Annotated in this window: 24 protein-coding genes and 5 pseudogenes; 21 read left to right on the top strand and 8 right to left on the bottom strand. The window is 64.6% G+C overall.

Annotated elements, in window-relative coordinates; genetic code table 11:
* Positions 1-91: 91 nt before the first annotated feature.
* The 5 genes and pseudogenes from AB0L63_RS24675 to AB0L63_RS24655 form a co-directional block, all read left to right on the top strand.
* Positions 92-409 (top strand): annotated as a pseudogene (locus AB0L63_RS24675) (integrase core domain-containing protein); the annotation flags it as partial.
* Between the two features lie 353 nt (positions 410-762).
* A complete protein-coding gene (locus tag AB0L63_RS24670) occupies positions 763-1,026 on the top strand; it encodes an acyl carrier protein (protein ID WP_364505064.1) in 264 nt (87 codons plus the stop codon).
* A 3-nt stretch (positions 1,027-1,029) separates the two neighbouring features.
* Positions 1,030-1,812 carry a hypothetical protein gene (locus AB0L63_RS24665; protein WP_364505062.1) on the top strand — a complete coding sequence of 261 codons (783 nt, stop codon included), beginning with the start codon at positions 1,030-1,032 and terminating at the stop codon, positions 1,810-1,812.
* On the top strand, positions 1,809-3,005 hold the full coding sequence (locus tag AB0L63_RS24660) for a beta-ketoacyl synthase N-terminal-like domain-containing protein (RefSeq protein WP_364505060.1): 1,197 nt from the start codon (positions 1,809-1,811) through the stop codon (positions 3,003-3,005). Before AB0L63_RS24665 ends, AB0L63_RS24660 begins: the two co-directional genes overlap by 4 nt.
* Complete coding sequence (locus AB0L63_RS24655; RefSeq protein ID WP_364505058.1) at positions 3,002-3,634, top strand: enoyl-CoA hydratase/isomerase family protein; 633 nt, start codon at positions 3,002-3,004, stop codon at positions 3,632-3,634. Before AB0L63_RS24660 ends, AB0L63_RS24655 begins: the two co-directional genes overlap by 4 nt.
* 54 nt (positions 3,635-3,688) lie before the next feature.
* Here the strand turns inward: AB0L63_RS24655 and AB0L63_RS24650 are convergent, their stop codons facing one another.
* On the bottom strand, positions 3,689-3,922 hold the full coding sequence (locus tag AB0L63_RS24650; RefSeq protein WP_364505056.1) for a hypothetical protein: 234 nt from the start codon (positions 3,920-3,922) through the stop codon (positions 3,689-3,691).
* 137 nt (positions 3,923-4,059) lie between these two features.
* On the opposite strand from AB0L63_RS24650, the gene AB0L63_RS24645 reads away from it, so the two are divergent.
* The 9 genes from AB0L63_RS24645 to AB0L63_RS24605 all read left to right on the top strand — a co-directional run bounded on the left by AB0L63_RS24645 (position 4,060) and on the right by AB0L63_RS24605 (position 13,855).
* Entirely contained in the window at positions 4,060-5,616 is a 1,557-nt protein-coding gene (locus AB0L63_RS24645; protein ID WP_364505054.1) for a transposase family protein, read from the top strand.
* Entirely contained in the window at positions 5,613-6,395 is a 783-nt protein-coding gene (locus tag AB0L63_RS24640; RefSeq protein ID WP_364505052.1) for an ATP-binding protein, read from the top strand. Before AB0L63_RS24645 ends, AB0L63_RS24640 begins: the two co-directional genes overlap by 4 nt.
* Complete coding sequence (locus AB0L63_RS24635) at positions 6,392-7,957, top strand: hypothetical protein (RefSeq protein WP_364505050.1); 1,566 nt, start codon at positions 6,392-6,394, stop codon at positions 7,955-7,957. The genes AB0L63_RS24640 and AB0L63_RS24635 overlap by 4 nt, the downstream gene beginning before the upstream one ends.
* A 486-nt stretch (positions 7,958-8,443) precedes the next feature.
* Positions 8,444-9,520 (top strand): ribosome small subunit-dependent GTPase A, encoded by a 1,077-nt coding sequence (rsgA, locus tag AB0L63_RS24630; protein ID WP_364505048.1) that lies wholly within the window; start codon positions 8,444-8,446, stop codon positions 9,518-9,520.
* 113 nt (positions 9,521-9,633) lie between these two features.
* Entirely contained in the window at positions 9,634-10,161 is a 528-nt protein-coding gene (locus tag AB0L63_RS24625) for an N-acetyltransferase (RefSeq protein ID WP_364505046.1), read from the top strand.
* Positions 10,162-10,270: 109 nt separating this feature from the next.
* Complete coding sequence (locus tag AB0L63_RS24620) at positions 10,271-11,050, top strand: class I SAM-dependent methyltransferase (protein WP_364505044.1); 780 nt, start codon at positions 10,271-10,273, stop codon at positions 11,048-11,050.
* Between the two features lie 212 nt (positions 11,051-11,262).
* Entirely contained in the window at positions 11,263-11,853 is a 591-nt protein-coding gene (locus AB0L63_RS24615; protein WP_364505042.1) for a recombinase family protein, read from the top strand.
* Positions 11,854-11,958: 105 nt separating this feature from the next.
* Positions 11,959-12,477 (top strand): MaoC/PaaZ C-terminal domain-containing protein, encoded by a 519-nt coding sequence (locus AB0L63_RS24610; protein WP_364505040.1) that lies wholly within the window; start codon positions 11,959-11,961, stop codon positions 12,475-12,477.
* Between the two features lie 1,222 nt (positions 12,478-13,699).
* Entirely contained in the window at positions 13,700-13,855 is a 156-nt protein-coding gene (locus AB0L63_RS24605; protein ID WP_364505038.1) for a hypothetical protein, read from the top strand.
* Here AB0L63_RS24605 and AB0L63_RS24600 read toward each other — a convergent pair.
* Positions 13,840-14,619: an aldo/keto reductase gene (locus tag AB0L63_RS24600; protein WP_364505082.1), complete on the bottom strand. Its 780-nt coding sequence runs from the start codon at positions 14,617-14,619 to the stop codon at positions 13,840-13,842. The two genes, AB0L63_RS24605 and AB0L63_RS24600, sit on opposite strands and share 16 nt — an antisense overlap.
* Before the next feature lie 343 nt (positions 14,620-14,962).
* Between AB0L63_RS24600 and AB0L63_RS24595 the strand changes: the two genes are divergently transcribed.
* Positions 14,963-15,814, top strand: a complete 852-nt coding sequence (locus AB0L63_RS24595; protein ID WP_364505036.1) for a glycosyltransferase family A protein — start codon at positions 14,963-14,965, stop codon at positions 15,812-15,814.
* A 270-nt stretch (positions 15,815-16,084) separates the two neighbouring features.
* Here the strand turns inward: AB0L63_RS24595 and AB0L63_RS24590 are convergent, their stop codons facing one another.
* The gene (locus AB0L63_RS24590) at positions 16,085-16,507 is read right to left on the bottom strand and encodes a transposase domain-containing protein (RefSeq protein ID WP_364505034.1); all 423 of its coding nucleotides are present in this window, start codon (positions 16,505-16,507) and stop codon (positions 16,085-16,087) included.
* Positions 16,508-16,679: 172 nt separating this feature from the next.
* Complete coding sequence (locus AB0L63_RS24585) at positions 16,680-17,249, bottom strand: carboxylesterase family protein (protein WP_364505032.1); 570 nt, start codon at positions 17,247-17,249, stop codon at positions 16,680-16,682.
* Positions 17,250-17,257: 8 nt separating this feature from the next.
* Between AB0L63_RS24585 and AB0L63_RS24580 the strand changes: the two genes are divergently transcribed.
* Complete coding sequence (locus AB0L63_RS24580; RefSeq protein ID WP_364505030.1) at positions 17,258-17,599, top strand: TetR family transcriptional regulator C-terminal domain-containing protein; 342 nt, start codon at positions 17,258-17,260, stop codon at positions 17,597-17,599.
* A 450-nt stretch (positions 17,600-18,049) separates the two neighbouring features.
* Here AB0L63_RS24580 and AB0L63_RS24575 read toward each other — a convergent pair whose 3' ends face one another.
* On the bottom strand, positions 18,050-18,205 hold the full coding sequence (locus tag AB0L63_RS24575; RefSeq protein WP_364505028.1) for a hypothetical protein: 156 nt from the start codon (positions 18,203-18,205) through the stop codon (positions 18,050-18,052).
* Between the two features lie 88 nt (positions 18,206-18,293).
* On the opposite strand from AB0L63_RS24575, the gene AB0L63_RS24570 reads away from it, so the two are divergent.
* Together AB0L63_RS24570 and AB0L63_RS24565 are read left to right on the top strand one after the other, a co-directional pair.
* Entirely contained in the window at positions 18,294-18,632 is a 339-nt protein-coding gene (locus AB0L63_RS24570; RefSeq protein ID WP_364505026.1) for a PadR family transcriptional regulator, read from the top strand.
* Positions 18,629-19,579 carry a hypothetical protein gene (locus AB0L63_RS24565; RefSeq protein ID WP_364505024.1) on the top strand — a complete coding sequence of 317 codons (951 nt, stop codon included), beginning with the start codon at positions 18,629-18,631 and terminating at the stop codon, positions 19,577-19,579. Before AB0L63_RS24570 ends, AB0L63_RS24565 begins: the two co-directional genes overlap by 4 nt.
* A gap of 523 nt (positions 19,580-20,102) precedes the next feature.
* On the opposite strand, the pseudogene AB0L63_RS24560 reads toward AB0L63_RS24565, so the two are convergent.
* The 3 genes and pseudogenes from AB0L63_RS24560 to AB0L63_RS24550 form a co-directional block, all read right to left on the bottom strand.
* Positions 20,103-20,971, bottom strand: a pseudogene (locus AB0L63_RS24560) (IS3 family transposase); the annotation flags it as partial.
* A gap of 3 nt (positions 20,972-20,974) precedes the next feature.
* Positions 20,975-21,109 (bottom strand): annotated as a pseudogene (locus AB0L63_RS24555) (pirin family protein); the annotation flags it as partial.
* Between the two features lie 18 nt (positions 21,110-21,127).
* A complete protein-coding gene (locus AB0L63_RS24550; RefSeq protein ID WP_364505022.1) occupies positions 21,128-21,436 on the bottom strand; it encodes a hypothetical protein in 309 nt (102 codons plus the stop codon).
* 7 nt (positions 21,437-21,443) lie between these two features.
* Here AB0L63_RS24550 and AB0L63_RS24545 point away from each other — a divergent pair.
* From AB0L63_RS24545 to AB0L63_RS24535, 3 genes and pseudogenes are all read left to right on the top strand, one after another.
* A pseudogene (locus tag AB0L63_RS24545) lies at positions 21,444-21,738 on the top strand (alpha-ketoglutarate-dependent dioxygenase AlkB); the annotation flags it as partial.
* Between the two features lie 4 nt (positions 21,739-21,742).
* Positions 21,743-21,847, top strand: a pseudogene (locus AB0L63_RS24540) (DNA-3-methyladenine glycosylase I); the annotation flags it as partial.
* A gap of 306 nt (positions 21,848-22,153) precedes the next feature.
* Positions 22,154-22,582: an alpha-ketoglutarate-dependent dioxygenase AlkB gene (locus AB0L63_RS24535; protein WP_364505020.1), complete on the top strand. Its 429-nt coding sequence runs from the start codon at positions 22,154-22,156 to the stop codon at positions 22,580-22,582.
* Position 22,583: the final 1 nt, after the last annotated feature.

The raw sequence follows: 22,583 nt of genomic DNA, 5'->3' as shown, positions 1-22,583 counted from the left end.
GCTCGCCCGGTTACCTCCCGCATCCAGTCCGATGGCCTTCCCATAACACCCTCCATGACCTCGGGTGTTGCGTCCACCGGTTGAGCCTGAGCAATATACATCGGTGAAATTCGGTGAGACACTGATGCTTTCGGGTCTTCGTCCGTCGATAGGATCGGTGGGGGATGCCTTCGACAACGCGCTGGCAGAGACGACAATCGGGCTCTATAAGACCGAGGCGGTCCGCGACGATTCGCCGTTTCGGCACGGATCTCTGCAGCGACTGGCTGATGTCGAGCTACTCACCCACGAATGGGTCAGCTGGTTCAACAACTCCCGGCTGATGCACCGGCTCGGCCGCCGACCACCGGTCGAGTACGAAGCCGACTACTATTCGACCTGCTCCGAGCAACCGGCTGGAGACAGATAACCGGGTGTGCACGAAAACCGGGGCGATTCAACCACGTCAACGTCCTCTATGTCGTGCCGAGTCTGACCCTGCTGAAGCAATCGCTGATCGCCGCAGGCAGCGGTGGCGCCGCGATCGAGACGTGTGCCGGTCTCATCGAGCTGTGGCGAGCATTGGGCGTTTTGGCACTCAAATTCGAGGCGACATCATCGCCGTCGGTCCGGTCCAGGATGACAACTCGATTCACTCAGGTCGCAGATGAGACGGATCACCTGTGGCAGGAGCTGAGAACTTCGTCGTCCGAAGGTCTCGCACGTCCGCCGCGAGCTGGATGACCACACCCGAATCGAGTTGAAGTAATTCGATGATTTGACATGTCAGGAGCAGCAGTGTCCAACTCCGTTGATTTCAGAGTCGCGGATGTCCTCCGCCAAGTTGCAGAACTGCCAGGGGAATTCGAGATAAAAGCCGAGCACCGGCTACGTGCCGACCTCGATATCGATTCGCTCAAGCTCATCGATGTCATGGTGCGGCTCGAACAGGATATGCAGATCGATCTCGGCGACGGCTTCGAGACCGGTGTCGAGACCGTGGCGCAGCTCGGCGCCTACATCAGCAAGCAGGCGCTGCAGCAATAACACATGTTTACCTTCGGCATCGAGCACACAAGTTTGTATGACTATGGCACCAAGGACGGCCGACTCGGCGATCTACCACCGGACCTGCTGGACGTCATAGGACCGTCGGGCGACAAGTACCGCGATCCGTTCACCCGAGCCTGCCTCTACCTGGTGCGCCATCCCGCAGCGACGACCGGCCGAGGTGACACCATCGTCATCGGGACCGAATACGGCAATACCGCGGCGCTCGCGCAATTACAGCGCGCAGCGGCCGATCAGGGTCGTCTGCTCTCCGCTCAGCATTTTCCCAATGCCACATCGAGTTCGGCCGCTGCCTTCCTCGCGATTAACGTCGGCGCGACCGGACCGAACACCACGCTCAATGCTGCCCGGCTCACCCCCGCCGTCGCGTTATGGCGGGCACTGCTGGCGCTGGCGAGCGCCCAGTCGACGACGAGCCATCTGCTTATCGGCGATATCTACGCACCCGAAGCAAGTCTGGACGACCGGGCGGCCCAGCATCGCGATGGGGTGGCGTACGGAAAACTCTGTGCGACAGGCAATCTCAGGGCACGCTTCGATTTCTCCGTGAAAGGCACAGCGAGTGGCGGCGGCTTCCGGATCGGATACGACGGCGGTCAACCGGCGCGGGAGTACACCGAGCGCAACGGCGCGTTCGCGACCATGGACTTTCTTTCGCGGGCACAGACTCTCAGCGCAGGTGAAACCGTCGTCTTCGAATGCTTTCAGTCCACCGGACAACGAGCCGAGGTCGTCGTGACGAAGGGACGCGCGCTCCGATGACCACGAGCAATGTGCGGGTGTTCGTCACCGGCATCGGCATGATCTCACCCGCGGGCTTCGGTGCCGCAGCTTTCTGGGACGACCTGCGGGCGGGGCGCCGCCGGTTCCAAGAAATGCCATCCCTCTACGCCGGCATGAAACCAGGTACGCTCGGTGCGTTCGTTCCCGCGACTGCCAAGGAAGCGGCAGTATCACTGCTGCGTACGCGAGATCGGACCGAATTGCCCACGGCATCGATCTTCAGCACCGCATGCGCGCTGGAGGCGCTCACGAATGCCGGACTGCGCCCCGGTGACAATACGGTGCGCAACGCGGTAGTTTGCCTCGGCTCCAGCGACGGACAGGCGGAAATACTCGAGGCCGTAGTCGACGGTCGACGACACAGCGGATCGACAGCGGGCCGGTTCAACAGCTATACGATCGCCGAAGATCTGGCCCGGGTCGTCGGCGCGGCCGGACTCGCACTAACGGCGCACAGTACCTGCGCCTCAGCGAATGTCGCGCTCGCCTACGCCGTCGATCTACTGCGCGACGGGTTCGCTGACATCGCGATCGCGGGAGGTTGTGACACCTTTTCGGCGAAGAACATCATCGGCTTCAGCTCATTGCAGGCCATCGGACCGTCCCGGTGCCTGCCGTTCAGCCAGGACCGCCGATTCGTTACACCGGCCGAAGGTGCCGGGGTACTGGTGCTGCAAACCGAACGCAGTGTCACCGAGCGGCAGCAACCCCTTGCCGAGGTGCTCGCCGTCGCGGTCAACAACGATGCCAGCCACCCCACAGCCACCGACAAAGTCGGAATTGCCGCGTGCCATCAGTTGGCACTCGATCGAGCCGGGCTCGATCCATCCGACATCGGCGCGGTATTCGCGCACGGAACGGGAAGCCGCGTCAACGACATGGTGGAGGGTGAGATCTTCGCCGAGCGCTATCCCGGCACACCAATAACTGCCATCAAAGGTACCGTCGGCCACCTCATGGGTGGCGCGGGTGCCGCAGGCACCGTCGCTGCATGCCTCGCCCTTGCCGACGAATTCGTGCCACCCACGCCCGTCGATCCGGACCGGACAGAGCTCGCACTGAATCTGATCACCGGCGCCGGACTGGCCAAACCCGGGCTTCGTTATGTCCAAAGCAACGCATTCGGATTCGGCGGAAACAACGCCATCGCTGTGCTCGGCCGTCCCGCATGACAGCTACGACGGATCGGAAACGCACACCGCTGCGGGCGACCGCGGTAGGTGGGCTGACGATCATCACGATGGACCATCCGCCGTACAACCTCTTCGATCGAGGTATGCTCGCCGCCTGGAGCGACACGCTGGAGCTACTGAACGAACGCCCGCCGCGAGGCATCCTCGTGCGGGCCGAAGGGCGAATTGTCAGCTCCGGTATGGACGTCGAGGTATTCGCCGAAACACGTCCCGAAGCGGCGGCAGAATTTTGGTCACGACAGCTCGGCATCACCACGATGCTGGCGGGCATGCCGTGCCCGACCGTATTCGCCGCACATTCACTGACGCTGACCGCCGCATTCGAACTAGCGTTGGCCTGCGACCTCATCGTCGCCGCCAGCTCGGCCCGGTTCGGCTTGGTGGAGAACAGAATTGGATTCACCCCCGCCATGGGCGGCACACAACGCCTAGCCGAACGGGCCGGACCAGCACGAGCCAAAGAACTGGTGATGACCGGTGATCTCTACCGCGCGACGACCCTGGCCGATTGGGGGGTGGTGAACGCGATTTTCGATCACGCGACCTTCCATGAGGATGCGTACCAGTACGCGATGCGAGTCGCCATCGCAAACTCCGGATCAGGGTGAGACCGAACAGCCTTGATAGATATGGAACTTTCGTTCTCCGCGGATGGGCGGGGCTCAACCGGTCACTTCGAGGTCACAGAGGCAGAAGTCGTCGCATTCGGTCGCGTTCTGCACGGCAACCAGGCCGAACGCGTGGATGTCGCGACACTGCCGACGCTGCTGTCGAGCATCGGCATACGCATACAGCGAGCTCTTCTTATCCACATACTCGGTCCTGCGACTGCGGATCAGGCGGTGCACGTCGAGCAGTCCATCGAGATTCTTCGCGCGGTCACTGTGAGTTCCCACCAGAATGTCAGTTGCTGATTCCCACTTCGATGTCAGTGGCGTAGATCGGCCATTTGGGCTGAATTTTCCTGCTATGCCTGCTGGTTCGTGATGCAATGCCCTTGTTCCGGTCGGCAAGAGTGGCGGGAGGTCGGCGAATGGCTGACGTATCCGCTCGCGCGCTGCGGCAGACCGCTGCAGACCGGCTGGTGTCCTTGGATCAGCGTGGGGTTCTGACCAGTGCTCATGTCCGGTTGAGTGCGGAGACGTTGGGGGTCGCCGAGCGGACGGTGTGGAGGTGGCTGAAGGCGCGCCGGGCGGGGATGGCCCCTGCGGCACGGCGACGTTTCCTGGTTGATGACGAGTTGCGGGTGCGGCTCGCATACTGGCGGGGCAATGTGATGGCGTTGCACCGAGAACTGGTCGAGATGGAACGGCTCGGCGGTTCCGCAGCGCCGAGCAAGTCTGCCCTGTATCGGGCTGTGGCCGCGGATGTCAGTGCCGGTGATCGCGCTGGTCTTCGTTCGGGTGAGCGTGCCCGGCGCAAGCATGATGTGTTCTTGAAGCGGCCGCCGTCGTTCCGTAACGCGGTGTGGGAGGCCGATCATGTCGAGGCCGCGGTGGAGGTCGAGGTCGACGGCCGGTTGGTGAAGCCGTGGGTGACGTGGTTCGTCGACGCGGCCCACGATGTGATCCTCGGGGTTGCGGTGACGGCGCAGGTGCCGAGCCGGGAGAGCATTCTGGCCGCGCTGCGTGCGGCGATCTCACGGCGGGACCCGTATGGGCCGGCGGGTGGGCTGCCTGCGATGGTGCGTGTGGACCGGGGCAAGGATTTCTTGTCGCGGACGGTGGCCGAGGCGACGGGCGCGTTCGCGGTGGCCGTGGATGATCTGCCTGCCTATACGCCGCATTTGAAGGGCAGCGTGGAAACGGTCAACGGCGCGGTCGACCGGATGCTGTTCGCGGGTCTGCCGCGCTACATGCATCGCCAGACCGAGGCCAGCGGTGCTCTGGTGGATCCGGATCAGCCCGCGTTGACCTTCTCGGCGTTCGTCGCCGAGGTGCTGGCGTGGGTCCGGTGGTGGAACAGCGAGCACGTCATCGAGGAACTGGGCGACCGCACTCCGTTGGCGGCATGGCTTGCCGATCCGACCCCGCTCGACGAAGTCGATGAGGACAAGCTGTGGATGTTCACGCTGGAAGACGACCGGCGCCGACGCAAGATCACGACCAAGGGCGTCGGGTTCGGGCGCGGCCGCTACTACGTCGCGGAGTGGATGGTCGGGCGAGTCGGGGCGGCCGTTCGGCTGCGGTATATGCCACACCACGATCACGAGGTCGAGGTGTTCGACTCCGATTCTGGGGCCCACCTGGGGCGCGCGGAACTCGCTGATCAGGCGTCGGAAGCAACGAAGGCCGCGGTGCGCCGCACCCGGGCCCGCAAGGCCGCGCGGCTGCGCTCGGATCTGTCGAGAGCTGAACGCGCACGTCGCACGCGGTATGCCGCCTCAACGACACCGGTCCCGGCCCAGCGGCTGGACGCGATGACAGCGGCGGAGGCGAGCCGGGAGCGGGTCGAGGAGCAGGACGTGGACCTGGCGCGGTGGGCGCGGCCGGATCTGATCGCGTTGCCGCCGCCGGCGCCGGGCTGGGTGCTGCCGATCCGATCCGATGACAATCCCCGCCGCAGCGGAGGAAGCAGGAAACCATCGTGACCAGCCCTCCGAATCCGGGGACGAACGTCGGCGCCGCGACCGATCATTTCCTCGGCCTGGTCGGCGCGCACATCGTGGCCACCGACGCGCTGCTGCTGATGAAGGACAACCTCGCCGATGTGATCGAGGCAAAGGCCATGATGTGCGTCCACGGGGACGCGGGGGTTGGTAAGACATTGTCGGTCAACGCCACGCTGCGTGAGCTCGCGCCGGACACGGTGTGCCGGGTGCAGTTCCGGGCTCGCCCGACCCCGCGCGATATCCGGCACACGCTGTTCGACGCGCTCGCGATCGGTGGTGCGCCGCCGCGCAAGCCGATCGAGTTCGACCGGGTCCTCAAGGACGTGCTCTCGGAGCGTTTCCGGGTGCTGGTGTGCGATGAGGCGCAGTGGATGTCGCGAGAGTGCTTCGAATACTGGCGCCATCTCTGGGATGACCGGCGTACCGATATCGCGATCGTGTTCGTCGGGGGCGGGGACTGCTACCAGGTGCTGCGTCGCGAGCCGATGCTGTCCTCGCGGGTGTATGTGTGGCAGGAGTTCCGGCGGATGACACCGGAGCAGGTGCTGAGCGTCATTCCTGCCTTTCACCCAGTGTGGGAGAACGCCGAAGCGGAGATCATCGCCTTCGCCGACGCGCATGCCGGGCACGGCAACTTCCGGGCCTGGGCCAAGATCACCTCCCACACCGTGCGCGCCCTGGACCGCATGCAGCGCGAGCAGGTCGACCAGGAGGTGATGGGCTGGGTGTTCTCCAAACTGTCGGGTCTGTCGGGATGAACCAGTACCGCTGGCACGCCCGGCTCGCCGAGGAGGTGGCCGCCGAAACCCCCGGGCATCCGCCGATCACCGTCCTGCGCGACGTCGGCGATGATGCCGCCGTGACCCGCGCTCTGCTGGATGCGCACGACCTGTCAAGCGGGGTGATCACAGTGCATCCGACGCCGGCCACGATCTCCGGGCTCGCCTTGGCCGCCGATACCCTGGCCGCGCTGGGTTGTTCGACGGCGCGGACTGTGCCGGAGAAAGTAGCGGCGTTGGAGCCGGCGTCGCGAGCGGTGCTTGCCTGGCTTTACGCCTACCGCATCCGGCACTTGGTGATACTGCGTGCGCATACCCTCACTGCCGACCAGCTCGCCTGGCTGCTGCGGTTGCGCCGATCCGGGAGTCTGCATCTGGTCCTGGTCTGGCACTCACCACAGCGCGTCTGTTGGGGTGCGGTCGAGTTGAATGCGGTGCCTCACCACCTCACCGAAGAAATGGGCGCGATACTCGGCGAGATCCTGGGCCCCGCGACCACCGCAGCGGCTCCGGCCTCAGCAGCGAGCGGTGGTGATCTGCCGCAGGTGCCTGATACCGACGTCGGGACTTTCCGCGACGATGCGGCCGCTCGCCTGACGCCCGAGGAGTTCGCGCGGGTCGATGCCGTGTACACCCAATCGGTCGAGGCCACGTGCGCGTGGATCGCCGAACGCACCGGTCGCGGCTGCGAGCACACCCATGTGGGAGGCGGCGATGGGATGTGGTTCGGCGCCGGAGACGCCGTCGTGGCCGAACGGGTGCTCGAAGCCCTACATGACCGGCATACTTCTCTGCGCAAGCTCTACGAGCAGCGGCCGGATCTCGGGATCGCGAATTGGGTTGAAACCTTGGCCCTGTACCGGTTACTCACGGCGCGTATCGCCGACAGCCCGGGGCCCAACACCACCGTCACCCGGCTACGCGGTCTCCAGGCCGCACTCGGACTCCACGGCATCAACCTGGAATTGCCGCCGAATCTGGCCTACTCCGTGGGCCCGGGACTGACCACCACACCAGTGAATCAGCAGGTCGTCGACCGCATTCGTGCCCACACTGCCAATCCGGCCCACGCCGCCGCGGCTGCGGTCCAGCTGTTCACCGGCACCACGCTCAAGGAACTCAAAACGATTCCCTGCGTGGCCTTCGCCATCGATGCCCTGATCTATGCCAGCCCGATCGGTGTCGCTGATCCGGCTCCGCTGTGCGTGTGGCCGGTCCCGCCCGCGTCGCGGCCGCTGTTGGAAGCGGCCCTGCTCTTCCAGACAACCCGGCCCGAACCCAACAAGCTCCTCACCGGCGGGATAGGAGCGCTCGGTCAGATCCTGCATGAGACGCTCACCACGGCCGGACTGCTCACTCCCGCACGCCATGCCTGGCATTACGGCTGGCTCTGGCAGACCGGAACGCTCTGGTGCGGGCGGCGGCCCATCCCGCCGAAACGCAAACACCGGTTCCGCCGAAACGAACCCACATTCCAGCGGCGGATTTGGGACGCGAGAGAGGTAACGATCGAGGAGAGAGCGCCATTTCCCCGACAATGAGCCCGTGCTGGATCGCCACTACATCGTTCGGAAGAGCTATGCCCCATTTGCGGACAGCGGGGGCCTCGATCGCGGCGATGATGGCCGTGGCGAAATCGTCGACGGTGGGCAGTGGCCCGTGAGTACGGCGGCGACCGCCTCAGGATCCCGGTGTCCAGGACGCAACGTGACAGACGGATCCGGCAAGATCCCGAGTACTCTGGCCGCTCGCTTGGACGGCTGGAGAAGACCGGCCACATAACGATTGCGGGTAGTGTCGGCCGGCTGTTAAGGTCATGCGTCCGAGTTCGACATAGTACGAGAGATTGGGAGGTGAGTTGATGAACGCGGTGAAGACCGCTGCCCTGCGCAGCGCCCGGACCATCCTCACGTCCCGGGCTCCGGTCTGACTGATTCCCATCGCCGATAGCGGCGCGAGCTGTGTCAGCTCGTAGCCGCGGCGGATTCGGCGTTCGAGCCGGGGCCCCTTTTTCCAAGGGTCTCACTATGTATTCATCTTCTCCATCCTCATTCGATTTGTCCGCACTCGGTTGGGACGACTCGTTCGCAGCGTTGTTCGCAGTGCATGCGGCCGATGGTCTGGTTCCGGCTCGCGTCGTGCGGGTCGACCGCGGCCGCTGTGACACGTTGACCGCATCGGGTCCCGTCCGCGCGGCCAGCGCGGCCGTGGCCTCCCTCGACCCCGCCCAAACTGTGTGCACAGGCGACTGGGCAGCGCTGCGCCCGCAGCCGGAGCCGGAGCTGGTGGCGCTGCTGCCACGACGCAGCGCGATCACCCGGGCCTCGTCGGATCGAACCTCCCACCAGCAGGTCCTGGCGGCGAACGTCGACACCGTCGCCATCGTTGTCCCGCTCACAGCACCGCTGAACGCGGGCCGGATAGAGCGGCTACTGGCGCTGGCCTGGGACAGCGGTGCGAGACCGGTCGTCGTACTCACCAAAGCAGACGTCGCCGCCGACCCCGGTACGGCCCTGGCCGTCATCACCGCCCTGGCGCCCGGAGTGGACATCGTCACCACCAGCGCCACCACAGGTGCGGGTCTAGACCTTCTGTCGGAGGTGGTTACCGGGACCACGGTTCTGCTCGGCCCGTCGGGTGCGGGAAAGTCCACCCTCGCCAACGCCCTGCTCGGTCGAGAGCATATGGATACCAACGAAGTTCGGGCCGGTGACGGCAAAGGCCGGCACACCACCGTGCACCGCGAGTTGCTGCCGCTGCCCGGCGGCGGGGTGCTCATCGACACTCCGGGCTTGCGAGGTATCGGCTTGCAAGATGCCGCGGACGGGGTCGAGCGGGTCTTCGCCGAGATCGAGGCCTACGCCCGAGACTGCGCCTTCCGTGATTGTGAACATCGCAGTGAACCAGGCTGCGCGGTACAGGAAGCCGTGGTCGCCGGCATGTTGGATGTGAGCAGGCTCGACCGGTACCGCAAGCTGTTGCGCGAAAGCGAGCGGGCAGCGGCACGGGGAAACGCCCGGGATTCGGCCAAACGCAGCAAAACCAAGAAGGCGATCACGCGGGATCTGCGCGCGACCTACCGATTCCGGGACCGCCAGCACTAGCGCCGATCGTGGCACCACGCATCCGGGGACCTCCCGCTGCGCCCATCTGCCTGCGGCAGGCACTTCAGCCCGCAGACCCGAGGACGTCCTCATCGTTCAACTCACCATCGCAAATGGAGAAAACTGTTTTGAGCACTCACACCAACTGGATCACCCGCGCCGAGACCGACGGCGACATCCCCGCGATCCGCAAGATCAACCTCGACGCGTTCGACACGGCCGAGGAGGCCGACCTCGTCGACGCTCTGCGCGCCGATCCGGCGTGGATAGACAGCTTGTCCATCCTCAGCGCAGGACCGGACGGTAAGCCCGTCGGTTACGCATTGCTGACTCGCTGTCACGTGGACGACACCCCGGCGCTATGTCTGGGGCCGTGCGCGGTGCGGCCCGAGTATCAGAGGACCGGGGCCGGATCCGCTGCCATCCGGGCCGCTCTCGAGGCCGCTGAACAGGCGGGCGAGCACTTCGTGATCGTTCTCGGACATCCGACCTACTACCCGAGGTTCGGGTTCACCCGCGCGTCGGAGTACGACATCCGGCTCAGTATCGATGTCCCCGACGAGGCATTGATGGCACTGAGCCTCGACTCCGAACAACTGCCCAGCGGCACCGTCCGCTACGCAGCACCCTTCGGTATCTAGCCGAGCCGAAACACTCCGCTCCGCCCTATCTCGTCGTCCTGGGCTGGCTGCATGCATACGGGCAGCCAGCCCAGGACGCGCCGATATCCCTGCCGCCGAAGGATCCCGCATGACACAACCCCTCTCCAACCCCGTCACCGACGCCTTCTTCGCTCTGCACCACAACCTGCCCCGGCAAGGTCCCGGATCCGACGAGACCACCCGCCACCTGCTTCGCCTGGCCGGGCCCGGTCGGTCCCGTCCGCGGGTGCTCGACGTGGGTTGCGGGCCAGGACGGGCCGCGCTGCTACTCGCCGCCGAAGCCGATGCGCACGTCGTCGCCGTGGACCTGCATCAACCGTTCCTTGACGAGCTCGCAGACACCGCAGCACAGCAGGACCTGAGCGAACGAATCTCGACGGTCAACTGCTCGATGGACCAGCTCCCGTTCCCCGACCACAGTTTCGACATGATCTGGGCCGAGGGCTCGGTCTACAACATCGGTTTCGACACTGCCCTGCGAGCATGGCGCCGGCTGCTGACCCCCGACGGTGTTCTCGTCGTCACCGAGATCGAGTGGTCCACCGACACTCCGGCACCACCTCCACGAGCCTTCTGGGCCGACTCCTATCCGCTGCGAACCACCGAGGAGAACACGACCGCGGCACGGTCCGCCGGGTATCGGGTGAGCGCCCATCATCCGCTACCCGAAAGCGACTGGTGGGACGAGTACTACACACCGCTGAGCGAACGTCTCGATGCCGCCGACCCGACCCGACCGGGCATGGCCGAGGCCATCTCCGCTCAGCGGGAAGAGATCACGTTGCGCCGCGAACACGGAGGTGACTACCGATACGCCGGCTACGTCCTGCACCCGGCCCATCCCGCCAACACCACCCGAACCTACTGAGGGAAACTGCCAGGGTCCCGGAGTTTTCCGGGACCCTCTTCATGTTTCGACCCACGAACTGTGTTCGGAAATCGACCGTCTTCCGAACGCCTGTCCCGCCCCCCTACGCCGAATGCGTTTCCTCAGGACCCAACGTTCGGAAACCCGTTCGTTTTTCGGTACCCTCCAACCCGGTTGTCGAACACGTTTACAGAACACTCGGAGGTCCTGAGATGGCGCTCGTCGGACTCGTGCGGGTCAGCACGAGCAAACAGGAGACCCAGCGACAGCACGACGACCTCGACCTGGTCTGCGTACGGGTGTTCGATGAGAAGACCAGCGGCACACTCAAGGTCGCCGACCGGCCAGGCCTCCAAGCCGCCCTGGACTACATGCGCCCCGGCGACATGCTCACCGTCCAGGAAGCAGACCGCCTCGGCCGCAACCTCCTCGAAGGTCTGATCGTGCTCAACGACCTCTTCCAGCAAGGCGTCGCAGTCAAGATCCTGCACGGCATCGCCGCCGGCGAGCACACCGAGCGCAGCCTGATCCTGGACCTCGCCCTCGCACTGGCCGAAGACCGACGCCGCGACATCGCCCGAAAGACCCGTAACGGACTGGAATCCGCCGCCCGCCACGGCCGCAAAGGCGGCCGACCCCGAGTGGTCGACGACGACAAGCGCCGCGCCATCCTCGCCCGGCATGCCGAAGGCCAGTCCCTACGCGAAATCTCCCGTGGCGTCGGCGTCAGCCTAGCCGTCGTCCACGCCGAAGTGAAGGCCGCCACCGCGCCGGCGCCAGACGCGGCACCGCAGAAGGTCTGACGAGGAACTTCCCAGGACGAGTACCGACGTGCAGTTAGCCCAGTTCATGCCACCGAGGCACAGAAACCGACTGCTGACATTTGGTGGGGAAACCCACTGACGCCGGTGGGAAAACCGCAGTTCAGCACGCTGACATTCTGGTGGGAACTCTCACTGGGCCTTCCGAACGGCGCGGAATCGTCCGAGTATCCGCGCCTACAGTGGACCGAAACGGTATCTATCTCACGTGAAGACGTATCGAATTTCGCTCACATATCCGGCGATTCGAATCCGATTCACCTGTGTGAGCACAGTGCGCAAGCAGCCGGGTTCCCTACCACGATTGCCCACGGGATGCATCTGATGGGCCTCGGCGCCTCCTTTCTGATCCGCGGATCACAGCTGATTGGAAGAGCACGCGAGCAAGCGGTCATCACGCACTACCGCGCGAGATTCGCCAATCCTGTACTCATACGAACCGGGCACCCTGCCGCTATAGAGCTCTGCGCCTCCGTGCGGTCAAGTAGGTCGCCATCGCACCACGCAACTGCCCAACTCATCGCGAACTCGGCCGACAGTCACGTCCTTTCACCCGCTGCCGCCGAGCTTATCTGGCCGGATGGCGGACCTCGTCGGGCATGGTAATGGCGTCGCCATTGTGATCAACATTTCGAGGTCGGCGGCGGGTGCAGTTCCACGTGACGGTCGAGCCGGGCGTCAATGGTGGCGAGCACCGAGTCGCCAGCGAAACCTGCGCCTCCGAGCACAACATTTCCAACCAAATGGTTTGTAACAAGATCCCATCACAGACCACAGGTTCGAGTCCCAATCCGTCACCTTCAAGATGTCGGTTTGGTGGGATTTTGTGGAGCTGAGGGGACTCGAACCCCTGACCCCACTCATGAGTTCGAGTTGTCTCATGATCACCGCTGGGTCCGCCTATAGATGGTAATCGGCTTCGATCACCAGTCGCCCGCCCGAAACCGCAGGTCGTCTGCGTTCCCGTGTTCGGTGTGCCCCGCCGGGGGCACGAACCCGCGGCAACCGGACCAGAACCGTCACGCCACCGCTATTTGCCGATGACCAGCAGTTTTCGGTGTTGTAAGAGGTTGGCGTACTGGTCGATACCCCCTCCGGACACAACCAGTACGACCCATCACCCGCTCTACCTGCGGTTATACAGGATGGCGGGTGACTTTTTTGAGCCTAATCAACACAGAATCCCAGGTAGTGGCCTGTAGAGGTTCAATACGGGTTCAGCTTAGAGAACCCTGAGAATCCGACAGGTCGGTCCAGTGGAACGCGAACCGTCATATCGCGAATGTCTTTCCAGCTCTGCGGGATGTCGTTGAGGCGCTACCCCGGGATGCACACCTCTCGCTACATCCGATCGGAAGGTGGTCTCATGCAGAATATTGACCCGCTCGACGCTTCAGGCCGGTCGTCGGACCCATCCCCATCGCGTGACAGCGTGAAGTCGGCAGGAATCGAGGTCATTGTTCCAGCGGATCCCCCGAACCTCACGCTGCCCGCCGCTCGCGCTCTACTGCGCCTCATCAAAGCAGCTACGGCGACAGGCTCAGATCCACAGGTGCGTAGAACTGCAAGAGTGTGACCCCTCGGGCCATGGTTCGGTCCCGAGTTGGGATACATACGACTGCACAACCACCGAGACTAGCGGCCGCGCCGATGATCTCGATCACTTCTGTGCACGCGCACCCCGCCCAACATCGGCAGAAGATGTGATCTACGCCACAAATCAGGTGATCTATCGGCCCAAAGGTAAGGGACACAAGCCAATTCGTCACTTCGGCCCCAGCGAGAGACATCGCCTCAGCAGAATTCGACACATTCCCAGCATCGATCGGTGGAGGTCAGCATCAACAAAGCGAGAGGCCAGTTGACCTTGGTCCACCGCGATCCCGCTGGCGGGCAAGCCTTCCGGCGATTCCCGGTAGACAACGCCACGGTGCTCGGCATGCTGCCGGGCGCCGTGGCGTTCGCTATCTACGATGCGCCGTAGACAGTCGGATCTGGGCCGGTGCGGCTGTCAGTGTCGAGTATCGCGAGCAGCTCGTGGTCTTCGAGGGTCAACTCGAAGTCGGAGATCTCCATGTTCGACTGAATCCGATCGGGGGTAACAGATCTCGAGATCACGATGTTGCCGGGCTCGAGGTTCCATCGCAGCAAGATCTGTGCCGCGGTCTTGCCATGTCGTTCGGCGATGGCATTGACCGTCGGGTCGGAGATCAGCTGGCCGTGGCCCAGTGGGCTCCATGCCTGGGTGGCGATGCCGTGGCGGGTGTCGAAGTCGCGGAGTTCGGTTTGCGCGAGCCGTGGGTGCAGTTCGATCTGGTTGACGGCGGGCGCGGTGTCGGTTTCGATGATCAGCCGTTCGATCTGGGCGGCGGGGAAGTTCGACACCCCGATCGACCGAGCGAGGCCGTCGCTCTTGATCTTCTCTAGCGCGCGCCAGGTGTCGACGTACAAGCGCGCCGGCCGATGGATCAGGTAGAGGTCGAGGTAGTCGAGTTTGAGGTTGGTGAGGCTCTTGTCGATCGCGGCGAGGGTGGTGTCGTAGTCGAGGTCGGTGTGCCACACCTTCGTGGTGATGTGGAGTTGGTCGCGCGAGATCCCGGATGCGGCGATGCCTGCGCCGGTGCTGGGTTCGTTCTTGTAGTAGGCGGCGGTGTCGATCACCCGGTAACCGGCCTCGAGCGCGGCAGCGACGGCCGGGGTCGCTTCTTCGTCGGGGACTCGGAATACGCCGAAGCCGAGCTGCGGGATGGTGTTTCCCTCGTTGAGGGCGACGTCGGGAATCGAGGGTGTGGCGCCGGTGCTCTACCTAACCGACACCTTCGGCTCGACCTACCCCCACGGCGAGACACCCACCGACGGCGCGGTTTTCGGGATCGTGGGCTTGGATCGCCGCATCGACTGGCACACCGATCTCCGCATGCTCGAGCTGTTGGTCGCCTGCCGTTCCCGCGCGGTGGTTCCGCCTGGCAGCCGGTTTTGTATGTTCCCAAGATTGAAAAATGGACGACCGGACCGGCGGTACTCTTCGGTTCTGTTCAGTCACAGATGAACGATGAATCCGATCTTCGTACGTCAAAACAGAAATGGCCCTATGTCAGACGCAAATTCTCCGACGATACTGTCGGTTGTCGTTCCAGTCCTCAACGAAGCCAAGCTGATCGAGCGCACCTTGAAGCGGTTGGTCATGCAGGAGGCCATCGACGAGGTGATCGTGGTCGACAACGGCAGCGACGACGGCACCCCCGACATCGTTGGCGAGTTCGCCGCCGCTCACCCGAAGGTCGAACTCATCTACGAACCCACCCGCGGCATCCCGGCCGCGCGCAACGCCGGATTCGACAAGGCGCGTGGTGAATTCATCGCGCGCACCGATGCAGACACCCTCGTCGCCACCAACTGGGGCGCGACCATTCACGAATTCTTGACCGCGCACCCCGAGACCGCCGCGGTGACCGGGCTCTGCACCTACCACGATTCGCCGATCGGCTTCTTCCTGAAATTCGGCCAGTGGGTGCTACTTCGCTGCGGCAGACTCGGCGGCCCGGTAGGCAATATGTACGGGCCGAATATGGCCATCCGCCGGGACGCGTGGCTGCTGGCCCGGGAGGACACCCAGGTGCGCATCGATGTCGCCGAGGATCTGGACCTGGCGTTGTGCCTGTCCCAGCGAGGATTTCGGATCGACCAGTTGACGAATATGCGCGCTCAGACCTCCTCCCGACGGCGGCGTACCAGCCCGCGCCGCCAGTGGCAGTTCCACCTGATGGGGCTGCGCACCCTCAGGGACCACGGGGTTCGGGTGCAGCCGGTGCACCAGGCCATCATCGTGGGCGCCTGGGCGACCCACACCCTGCAGTGGCCGATCTACCGATTCTGGGACTTCGACCGGCGGCGGTTCAGTATCCACCCAGGCGCCGAGCGGATCTCCGCGGTCGGGGCCTGATCCTGAACACCCCTTCGGCCGGCCCGCCCCTCATCTTGATACGAGCCTCCAGTCCAGCACGCTCGAGAACAACTCCGGCCTGGACGGCGACGCATCGCTGCCGGATGCCACCGCAGCGGGCGGCTCCCTGCGTGTCAGGCTGAGTTGAGTCCACCGGTTCACAGCCAATCGGCCTTATGGGAGCTACCGGTACCGAGTCAGTAGGACAGACTCGGTACCGGTAGCCCCGGCAGGTGAGTACTTACTTTGCCTGAACCTCGAGTTCTGGCGTCAGACCGTGCCCCTGCCGGTGGTCGGGAGCGAAACAGCTTTTGGGATGTCGTGCCCGCCAGCATGTTTGGTGTGAGCACTGGTCCGCCCGGCAAGCCAGCCGCCCGGGGTTCCCGCACCGGCCAGTGGGACCGCGACCCGCCGATGCAACTCTCGTACCGGTTCCTCACCGAGGCGGGCCCGGTCCTTGCACAACGCCGGGGAGGTCGGCACCTGCCAGTCCTCGCTCCACGACCGCAGAAACCGCAGGCCGTCGACGAGCTTGCGCACCACTCCCTCGCAGGCGTCGTCGAAGAACAACGTCATCGCCAACACGAAATACAACACCACACGCGCCGGCAACAACCGCCGCCGCTTCTCATAGCGACCGGTCTGTACCAGCACCTCGTCGACCAGATCCAGATGCACTACCCGAGTCAGCACCCAACCCGATCCGGTCGGTCAACCGGCCCGCCTCCACCACGAACCAGCACCCTACCCCGAAACCATTTGCTACACAGCAACTCTCACGCCACGGCCCGTCGGCCCGCCTTCACGACTGCCGACCTGCGCAAACGCCGTAAGTTAATGGCATTGCCACGAAACCCGGGGCGGTTCACATGATCGCGGCCCCGGGAACCCCGCTCCCCTGCCAGATCCGGCGAGACGCCGACAACGGGTCTCTGCCCAGTGCGGGCGGAGTCTTCCAGATCCGGTGGATTCGTTCGATGCTGTCGAACCGGGGCCAACCCGGGGCGCCGGTCGTAGCGAATGCGGCGAAGGCGCTGCGCATTGCGGCCGACAGCGGGACAAAGTCCGCAGGAACCTCCGGGCCGATCAGATCCGCAGCGAGCGGACTGTGCGGAGTGTCGAACGTGAAGGGGACATCGAGGCCGTGGCAGGCCCGCAGCGCACCGTCGCGCGCCGGGCTCGGCCAGGCGAACTCGTACAGGTAGGTGTCCCTCCCCGCCCCGGCGCTGGCCTCAGCGCACCATAGGGCGGCTATCCGGAACAGCGCATCGGAGAAGAACATCGCGTGCAGGTCGTCGTCGGCGATGCCGGGATTCGCGGTTCGATAGTCCCGAATCGCGCTCGTGTCCAGCCCACAGGTGCGGGCGGTATCGCGTCGATCAACTGACCGCCCTCGCCGATCCGCAACATGCCGAATCGACTGTGCGCCGGACACTTCAGAGCATGATCCCCGGCGCTGCCGCCCACTCGGCACCGTCGGCCACACCGACGCCGGACGACGCGTGGCGGATACAGGTCATGGCCTGGCTGGCCGTCGTCGGCAGAGCTGCCCGGAATCCGGAAATGTCCGCACGCCTGTCCGCCGGTTCCACCCGCCTCGCCCGAGCACTCACCGCCGCCATCCGACTGAGTACCCACCATCCCCTCGACCAGGCGCAACACGATGCACGAGCACTTCTCGCCCTGGTCGAGGGCCTCCTGCTCCAACTGGCACGTCACGACATCACCCCCGACGAAGCATCCACAGTGATCACCCGCTTCGTCGCCGCCACATTCACCCCTTGAGTGAATCGAACTGCGGGACAACATGTTCGGCCATTTCCGCGAGCAACACCCCCGAACACAGTGCGAGGCAACGCATATCGCTCCACTAGACGGCGGACCAGCGACTGATCGGCACCCCCGCCCGACCGAGGATGCGCGGGCACCGACACGGTCGGGCCGTCACAAGTCGAATTCCGCTTCGATCACTAGCTGACCGCGTGAAACGTCTGCTCACCACCGTTCCCATGTTCGGTGCGCCCCGCCGAGCACCGGAACCTGCGACTCTCCATGAGACTTGCACCGCGACAATCGAATTCAATGACAAGGCCTGCGGGGCGTAAGCCCAGTCAGGACCCGGTGTTCACTTCGGCGCAGACCCTGAAGTCCTTCGCGCAGAATGACTGCGCACCGATCACCTCACCGTCGTGGAGCACGACGGAGTTGAGAGTCCACGCGGGGTCATGCACACCCTCAGCGCCACTCCATCGCCTCAGCCTTGTCCTTGACCTGGATGGCGGTGTAGCCGCCCACGACCTCCTTGGTGAACAGGCCGTTGGTGTAGCGCACCTCGCCGTCGGCCGGGGAGGCCCGGGCGGTGGGGGTCAACTCGGCCGTGTCCAGCACCATCCTGGCCTCCCCGGCCCGAACTTCGACTGTTCAGGACGCGATAGTGTCCCATTGACAGTAGTGTGTGATACACAGTATCGTGTGATGTATGGAGCCGGACGAACTGGTGCTGAGCCAGGCACAAGAACTGCGCCGCGGCACGGTGGTGCTCGCCTGCCTGACCCTGCTCAAGCAACCGCAGTACGGCTACGCGCTGCTAGAAACCCTCAACGACGCCGGGGTCCCGGTGGACGGCAACACGCTGTACCCACTGCTGCGACGCCTGGAGAAGCAGGGCCTGTTGGCCAGTGAGTGGAACACCGACGAATCCCGCCCCCGCAAGTTCTACAAGACCAGCCTCGAAGGACTGACGGTGTGCGCCGGACTGGTGCGCGAATGGCAGGCCCTCGTCACGTCGATGTCCGAACTGACTAAGGAAACGCCATGAGTACCCCGTCTTTGACCGAGCGCTACGTCCACGAGGTGGTCCGCCGCATCCCAGCCGACCAGCGCACCGACGTCGCCGACGAACTGCGCGCCACCATCACCGACACCGTCGAGGCCCGCGAAGACGCCGACCCCGACGCCGTCGAACGCGAGGTGATCAACGAGATGGGCGATCCGATCCGGCTCGCGGCCCGATACGCCGACCGGCCGCTGTCCCTGATCGGCCCCGATCTCTACCCCGTCTACATCCGGCTGATCACGATGCTGCTGACTATCGTGCTGCCGATCGTGGTCGCGGTCTTGATAGTCACCGAGGCGATCGAGACCGAAGACATCGGCAAGGCCATCGGGGCCGGAATCGGCTCGATACTGACCGTCGGCGGCCAGATGATCGCGTGGCCGACGGTGATCTTCGCACTGATCGACCGCTCCCGCGATCGGGATCGGGTGCTGGCGGACGCCAAGACCTGGACCGTCGACAACCTGCCCGACCGCAACCTCGAGAAGCGCAACGGCTTCGGCGACGCCATTCCCGCGATCGCCTACAACGCCTTCCTGATCGTGGCGCTGCTGTGGAACTTCAGCTGGGTGCCCGACGGCGGCGACCGCGTCCACGTCCTGGACCAATCGCTGTGGACCTTCTGGCTGTGGCCCATCGTGGCGGGTCTGGCCGCGATCATCCTGATCGAGATCGCCCGCATCGCCAAGGGGCGCTGGACGATGCAGCTGGCCTGCTGGCACGCCGCCGCGCAGCTGCTGTTCGCGGCGCCGACGCTGTGGATCCTGTCGCAGCACCGGTTCTTCAGCGACGAGTTCCTCACCGCGATCAAGAGCGGCTCCAATGTCGACCTGCTGTACAACGCGGTCGCGATCGGAGTGGTACTGGTGACCGCGTACGAGATCATCAAACGGTTCCGCGACGCGGACGCGGCACGCATCTCGGCCTGACCCAACCCACCCGATACCCAAGAGCCTTCTCACGCTTTTGGGTATCGGCCATCGTATTCGATGCATCTCGAGCGGAGTCGAGCCCGGCCGCGCTTCGCGCGGACCTGGCAGCGGGAGATTCGCTTGTGGGTTATCGACTGCTGCCCGACGATTACTATCAGCTGCTGGATTTGCTGCGCGTAGGCCAGTGCCGGGGCGCAACCCCAGGCCCACGTGATGCCCACCCGGCCCGAACAATCGCTGCTCTAGATCGCCCGGCTGCGTAATCGGCGTCGGTATCGCGATATTCAGATCGGGTACTAGACCGTCGCGATTGAATTGCACTGCGACACAATATTTTCACTTGCCAAGTGCGATTCGCATTCGATCACCATCCTGCCGAGGTGCGAGAGAAATGCCGCCGCGACGGCGGCATCGGCGGCGAGGCGATGAGTCGCATGTTCGAAGCCTCGCCACCGAACTCGGAAATCTGTTGCGGGCGTGACGGGACCCCGTGATTCGGTCCAGCGGGTGTGAGAGCCGCTTATCGATGGATGCAGGTTGCAGCGTATCCGGCCGGGGTCTGGTAGCCCAGTGCGGAATGTCTTCGGTGGTGGTTATATTCGTCCTTCCAGTCGCTGATCACGACTCTTGCTTGGGTCAGCGACCAGAAGCTGTTGATGTTGAGGCATTCGTCGCGTAGGCGACCGTTGAACGATTCGATGTAGCCATTGCGCCAGGGTTGACCAGGCGGAATGAACGCCAGACCTACCCGCTCATCTGCCCAGTCGGCCATGACCGCGGCCGCGAATTCGGGGTCGTTGTCGCAGCGAAGCACCACCGGATAGCCACGCTCGACGGCGATGCGGTCGAGTTCGTCGATGAGCCGGTCGGCGGTAATCGAACGCTGCACCAGGCCGCCGAGGCATTCGCGGGTGTGTTCGTCGACGATCGAGACGATCTTGACCGGGCGGCCGTCGTCGGTAGCGTCGAACTGGAAATCCACCGCCCACATTCGATTCGGTGCATCCGCGAGGGCCGTGGTGGCGGTGGAGACACCCAGACGCTTGCGCCGGCGCCGTTGCGGCACCCGCAGTCCCTCGGCGCGCCACAGACGCTGGATCTACTTATGGTTGACTGTCCAGCCCTGGGCGCGGGCGTCGTGGTAAGCGCGGCGGAACCCCTGCCGGGGATGGCTTCGCGCCCACGTTCGCAGCCAATCACGTAGTGCCGCATCGGGATCCGACGGAGTCTGCGCCGACGGAGGGCGATGCTGGGTACTTCGGTGTTGCCCGGTGACCCGGCAGGCGAACCGCTCGCTCACCTCGAGCACGCGCATCAGATGCGCCACGGCCGCCCGCCGACGTTCCGGGTCTAGAAGTTTCCCTTGGCGATCTCCTTCAACGCCGCCTTCACTGCCGTCAGCCGCTGGCCGCCGGATGCGGTGAGGCGCACCGCATCACCCGCCGCGAGGGCACCCGCTCCTTCGAGGTCGACCGAACCGCGGGCGACGAATAAGTGGAGAAACGACGCCTCCGGCAGCTGAACCGACAAGATGATCCCGGACCGTCAGGCGGCGGCCGATGCGGCTACGGCGGAAGCGAAGTCGGGCTGCACGCCGAGCTGCGCGAGCATGACGCTGACCCCGACGTAGCAGTTGAATTCCTTGATCTTGCCGTTCTCGAGGTACCAGAAGTCGGCGGTGGGGATGTCGAGCTTGGCGCCGGTCGGCTCGATGACACCGGCGGGCGTCTGGAACGGGCCGATGAAGGTGCCCTGGATGGACAGTTCGACGGCGACGAGGTTGTCGCTCAGGACATGAAAGCGGTGCAGCTCCCGGTGGATGTCGGGTGCCAGCTGGCCTCGTAGAGCGCCCATGCAGGTCTACGACGCCACAGCCCGGCTGGGCATGCACCAGGATAGGGACGAATCCTGCCTCGCGCCGGTGGTGTCACTGTCGGTCGGCGCCAGTTGCACCTTCCGATTCGGGAACACCGAGACCCGCGGCAAGCCCTACACCGACCTGCTGCTCGCCTCGGGCGACCTGTTCGTCTTCGGTGGCCCCAGCAGGCTGGCCTAACGGCGTCACGAAGATCCATCCGCACAGCGCGCCCGAAGGATACGGTCTCGACCACGGCCGCATCAACATCACCATGCGCATGACCGGACTCAGGGGATAGCCGAATGACCAACGACCACAACGACAATGGCATCGTCGTCGGGGACGACGGGCTCGCCCGGCCCGCGTGGGCCGCCGGCGATCCGCTGCTCCGCGACTACTACGACACCGTAGCCGGCCGGGGTGGGCGCCCGCGCACACGGCCGCCCACCCCGTCAGCGGGTCCCATCAACCACATCGAACAACTTCTGAGGTGACCGTGAAAAACGCACTCGATCAACGAGGGCCGGCCCACTCTCTTCGACGACCGCGATCTGCAGCAGCCGGCCATCAATTTCGACGCATTCGCCAACACGGCCATACATCACCTCGACGCAGAGTCGTCCATCGTGCACATCCCCGGATTGGTCCTCGGCCACGACGAGCTGCTGCGATAGCTGAGCACGCTGGCCGGCTGGGAACAACGGCAACGGTGGATGTTCAACCGCTACATCGACGAGCCTCGACTGACGTGCGAATTCCGCGACGCCGCTGCCGCCTTCCTCGTCGAGCTGACAGCCGAACTCAGCAACTACTGCGAGGTCGCCTACGACAACATCTGGATGAATTGGTATCGCGACCACCGCGACAGCGCGGGCTGGCACGCCGACCGGCCGGCGAACGTTCCACCCACCGCCACTGTCCCGGTGGTCAGCTTAGGGGCAACGCGCAGGTTCTTGATCCCGCCCAGCAGCGTAGGCCGCAGCACCACGTTCATCCCCGCCGGTGGCGACGCCTTGATCATGCGCGGCCGATGCCAGCGGGATCGGCGGCACTGCGCGCCGAAACAGCAAACTCCTGCGGGCCCGCGCATGAGCTTGAATTTCGGCAGCACTGCCCAAGTCAACTCGTCATCACCCGACTGAA

The organism is Nocardia sp. NPDC051990 (assembly GCF_040680755.1).
In the GTDB taxonomy this organism is placed as follows: domain Bacteria; phylum Actinomycetota; class Actinomycetes; order Mycobacteriales; family Mycobacteriaceae; genus Nocardia.
Note: the sequence above shows the minus strand (reverse complement) of the source record. Positions and strands in the feature narration are given on the sequence as shown.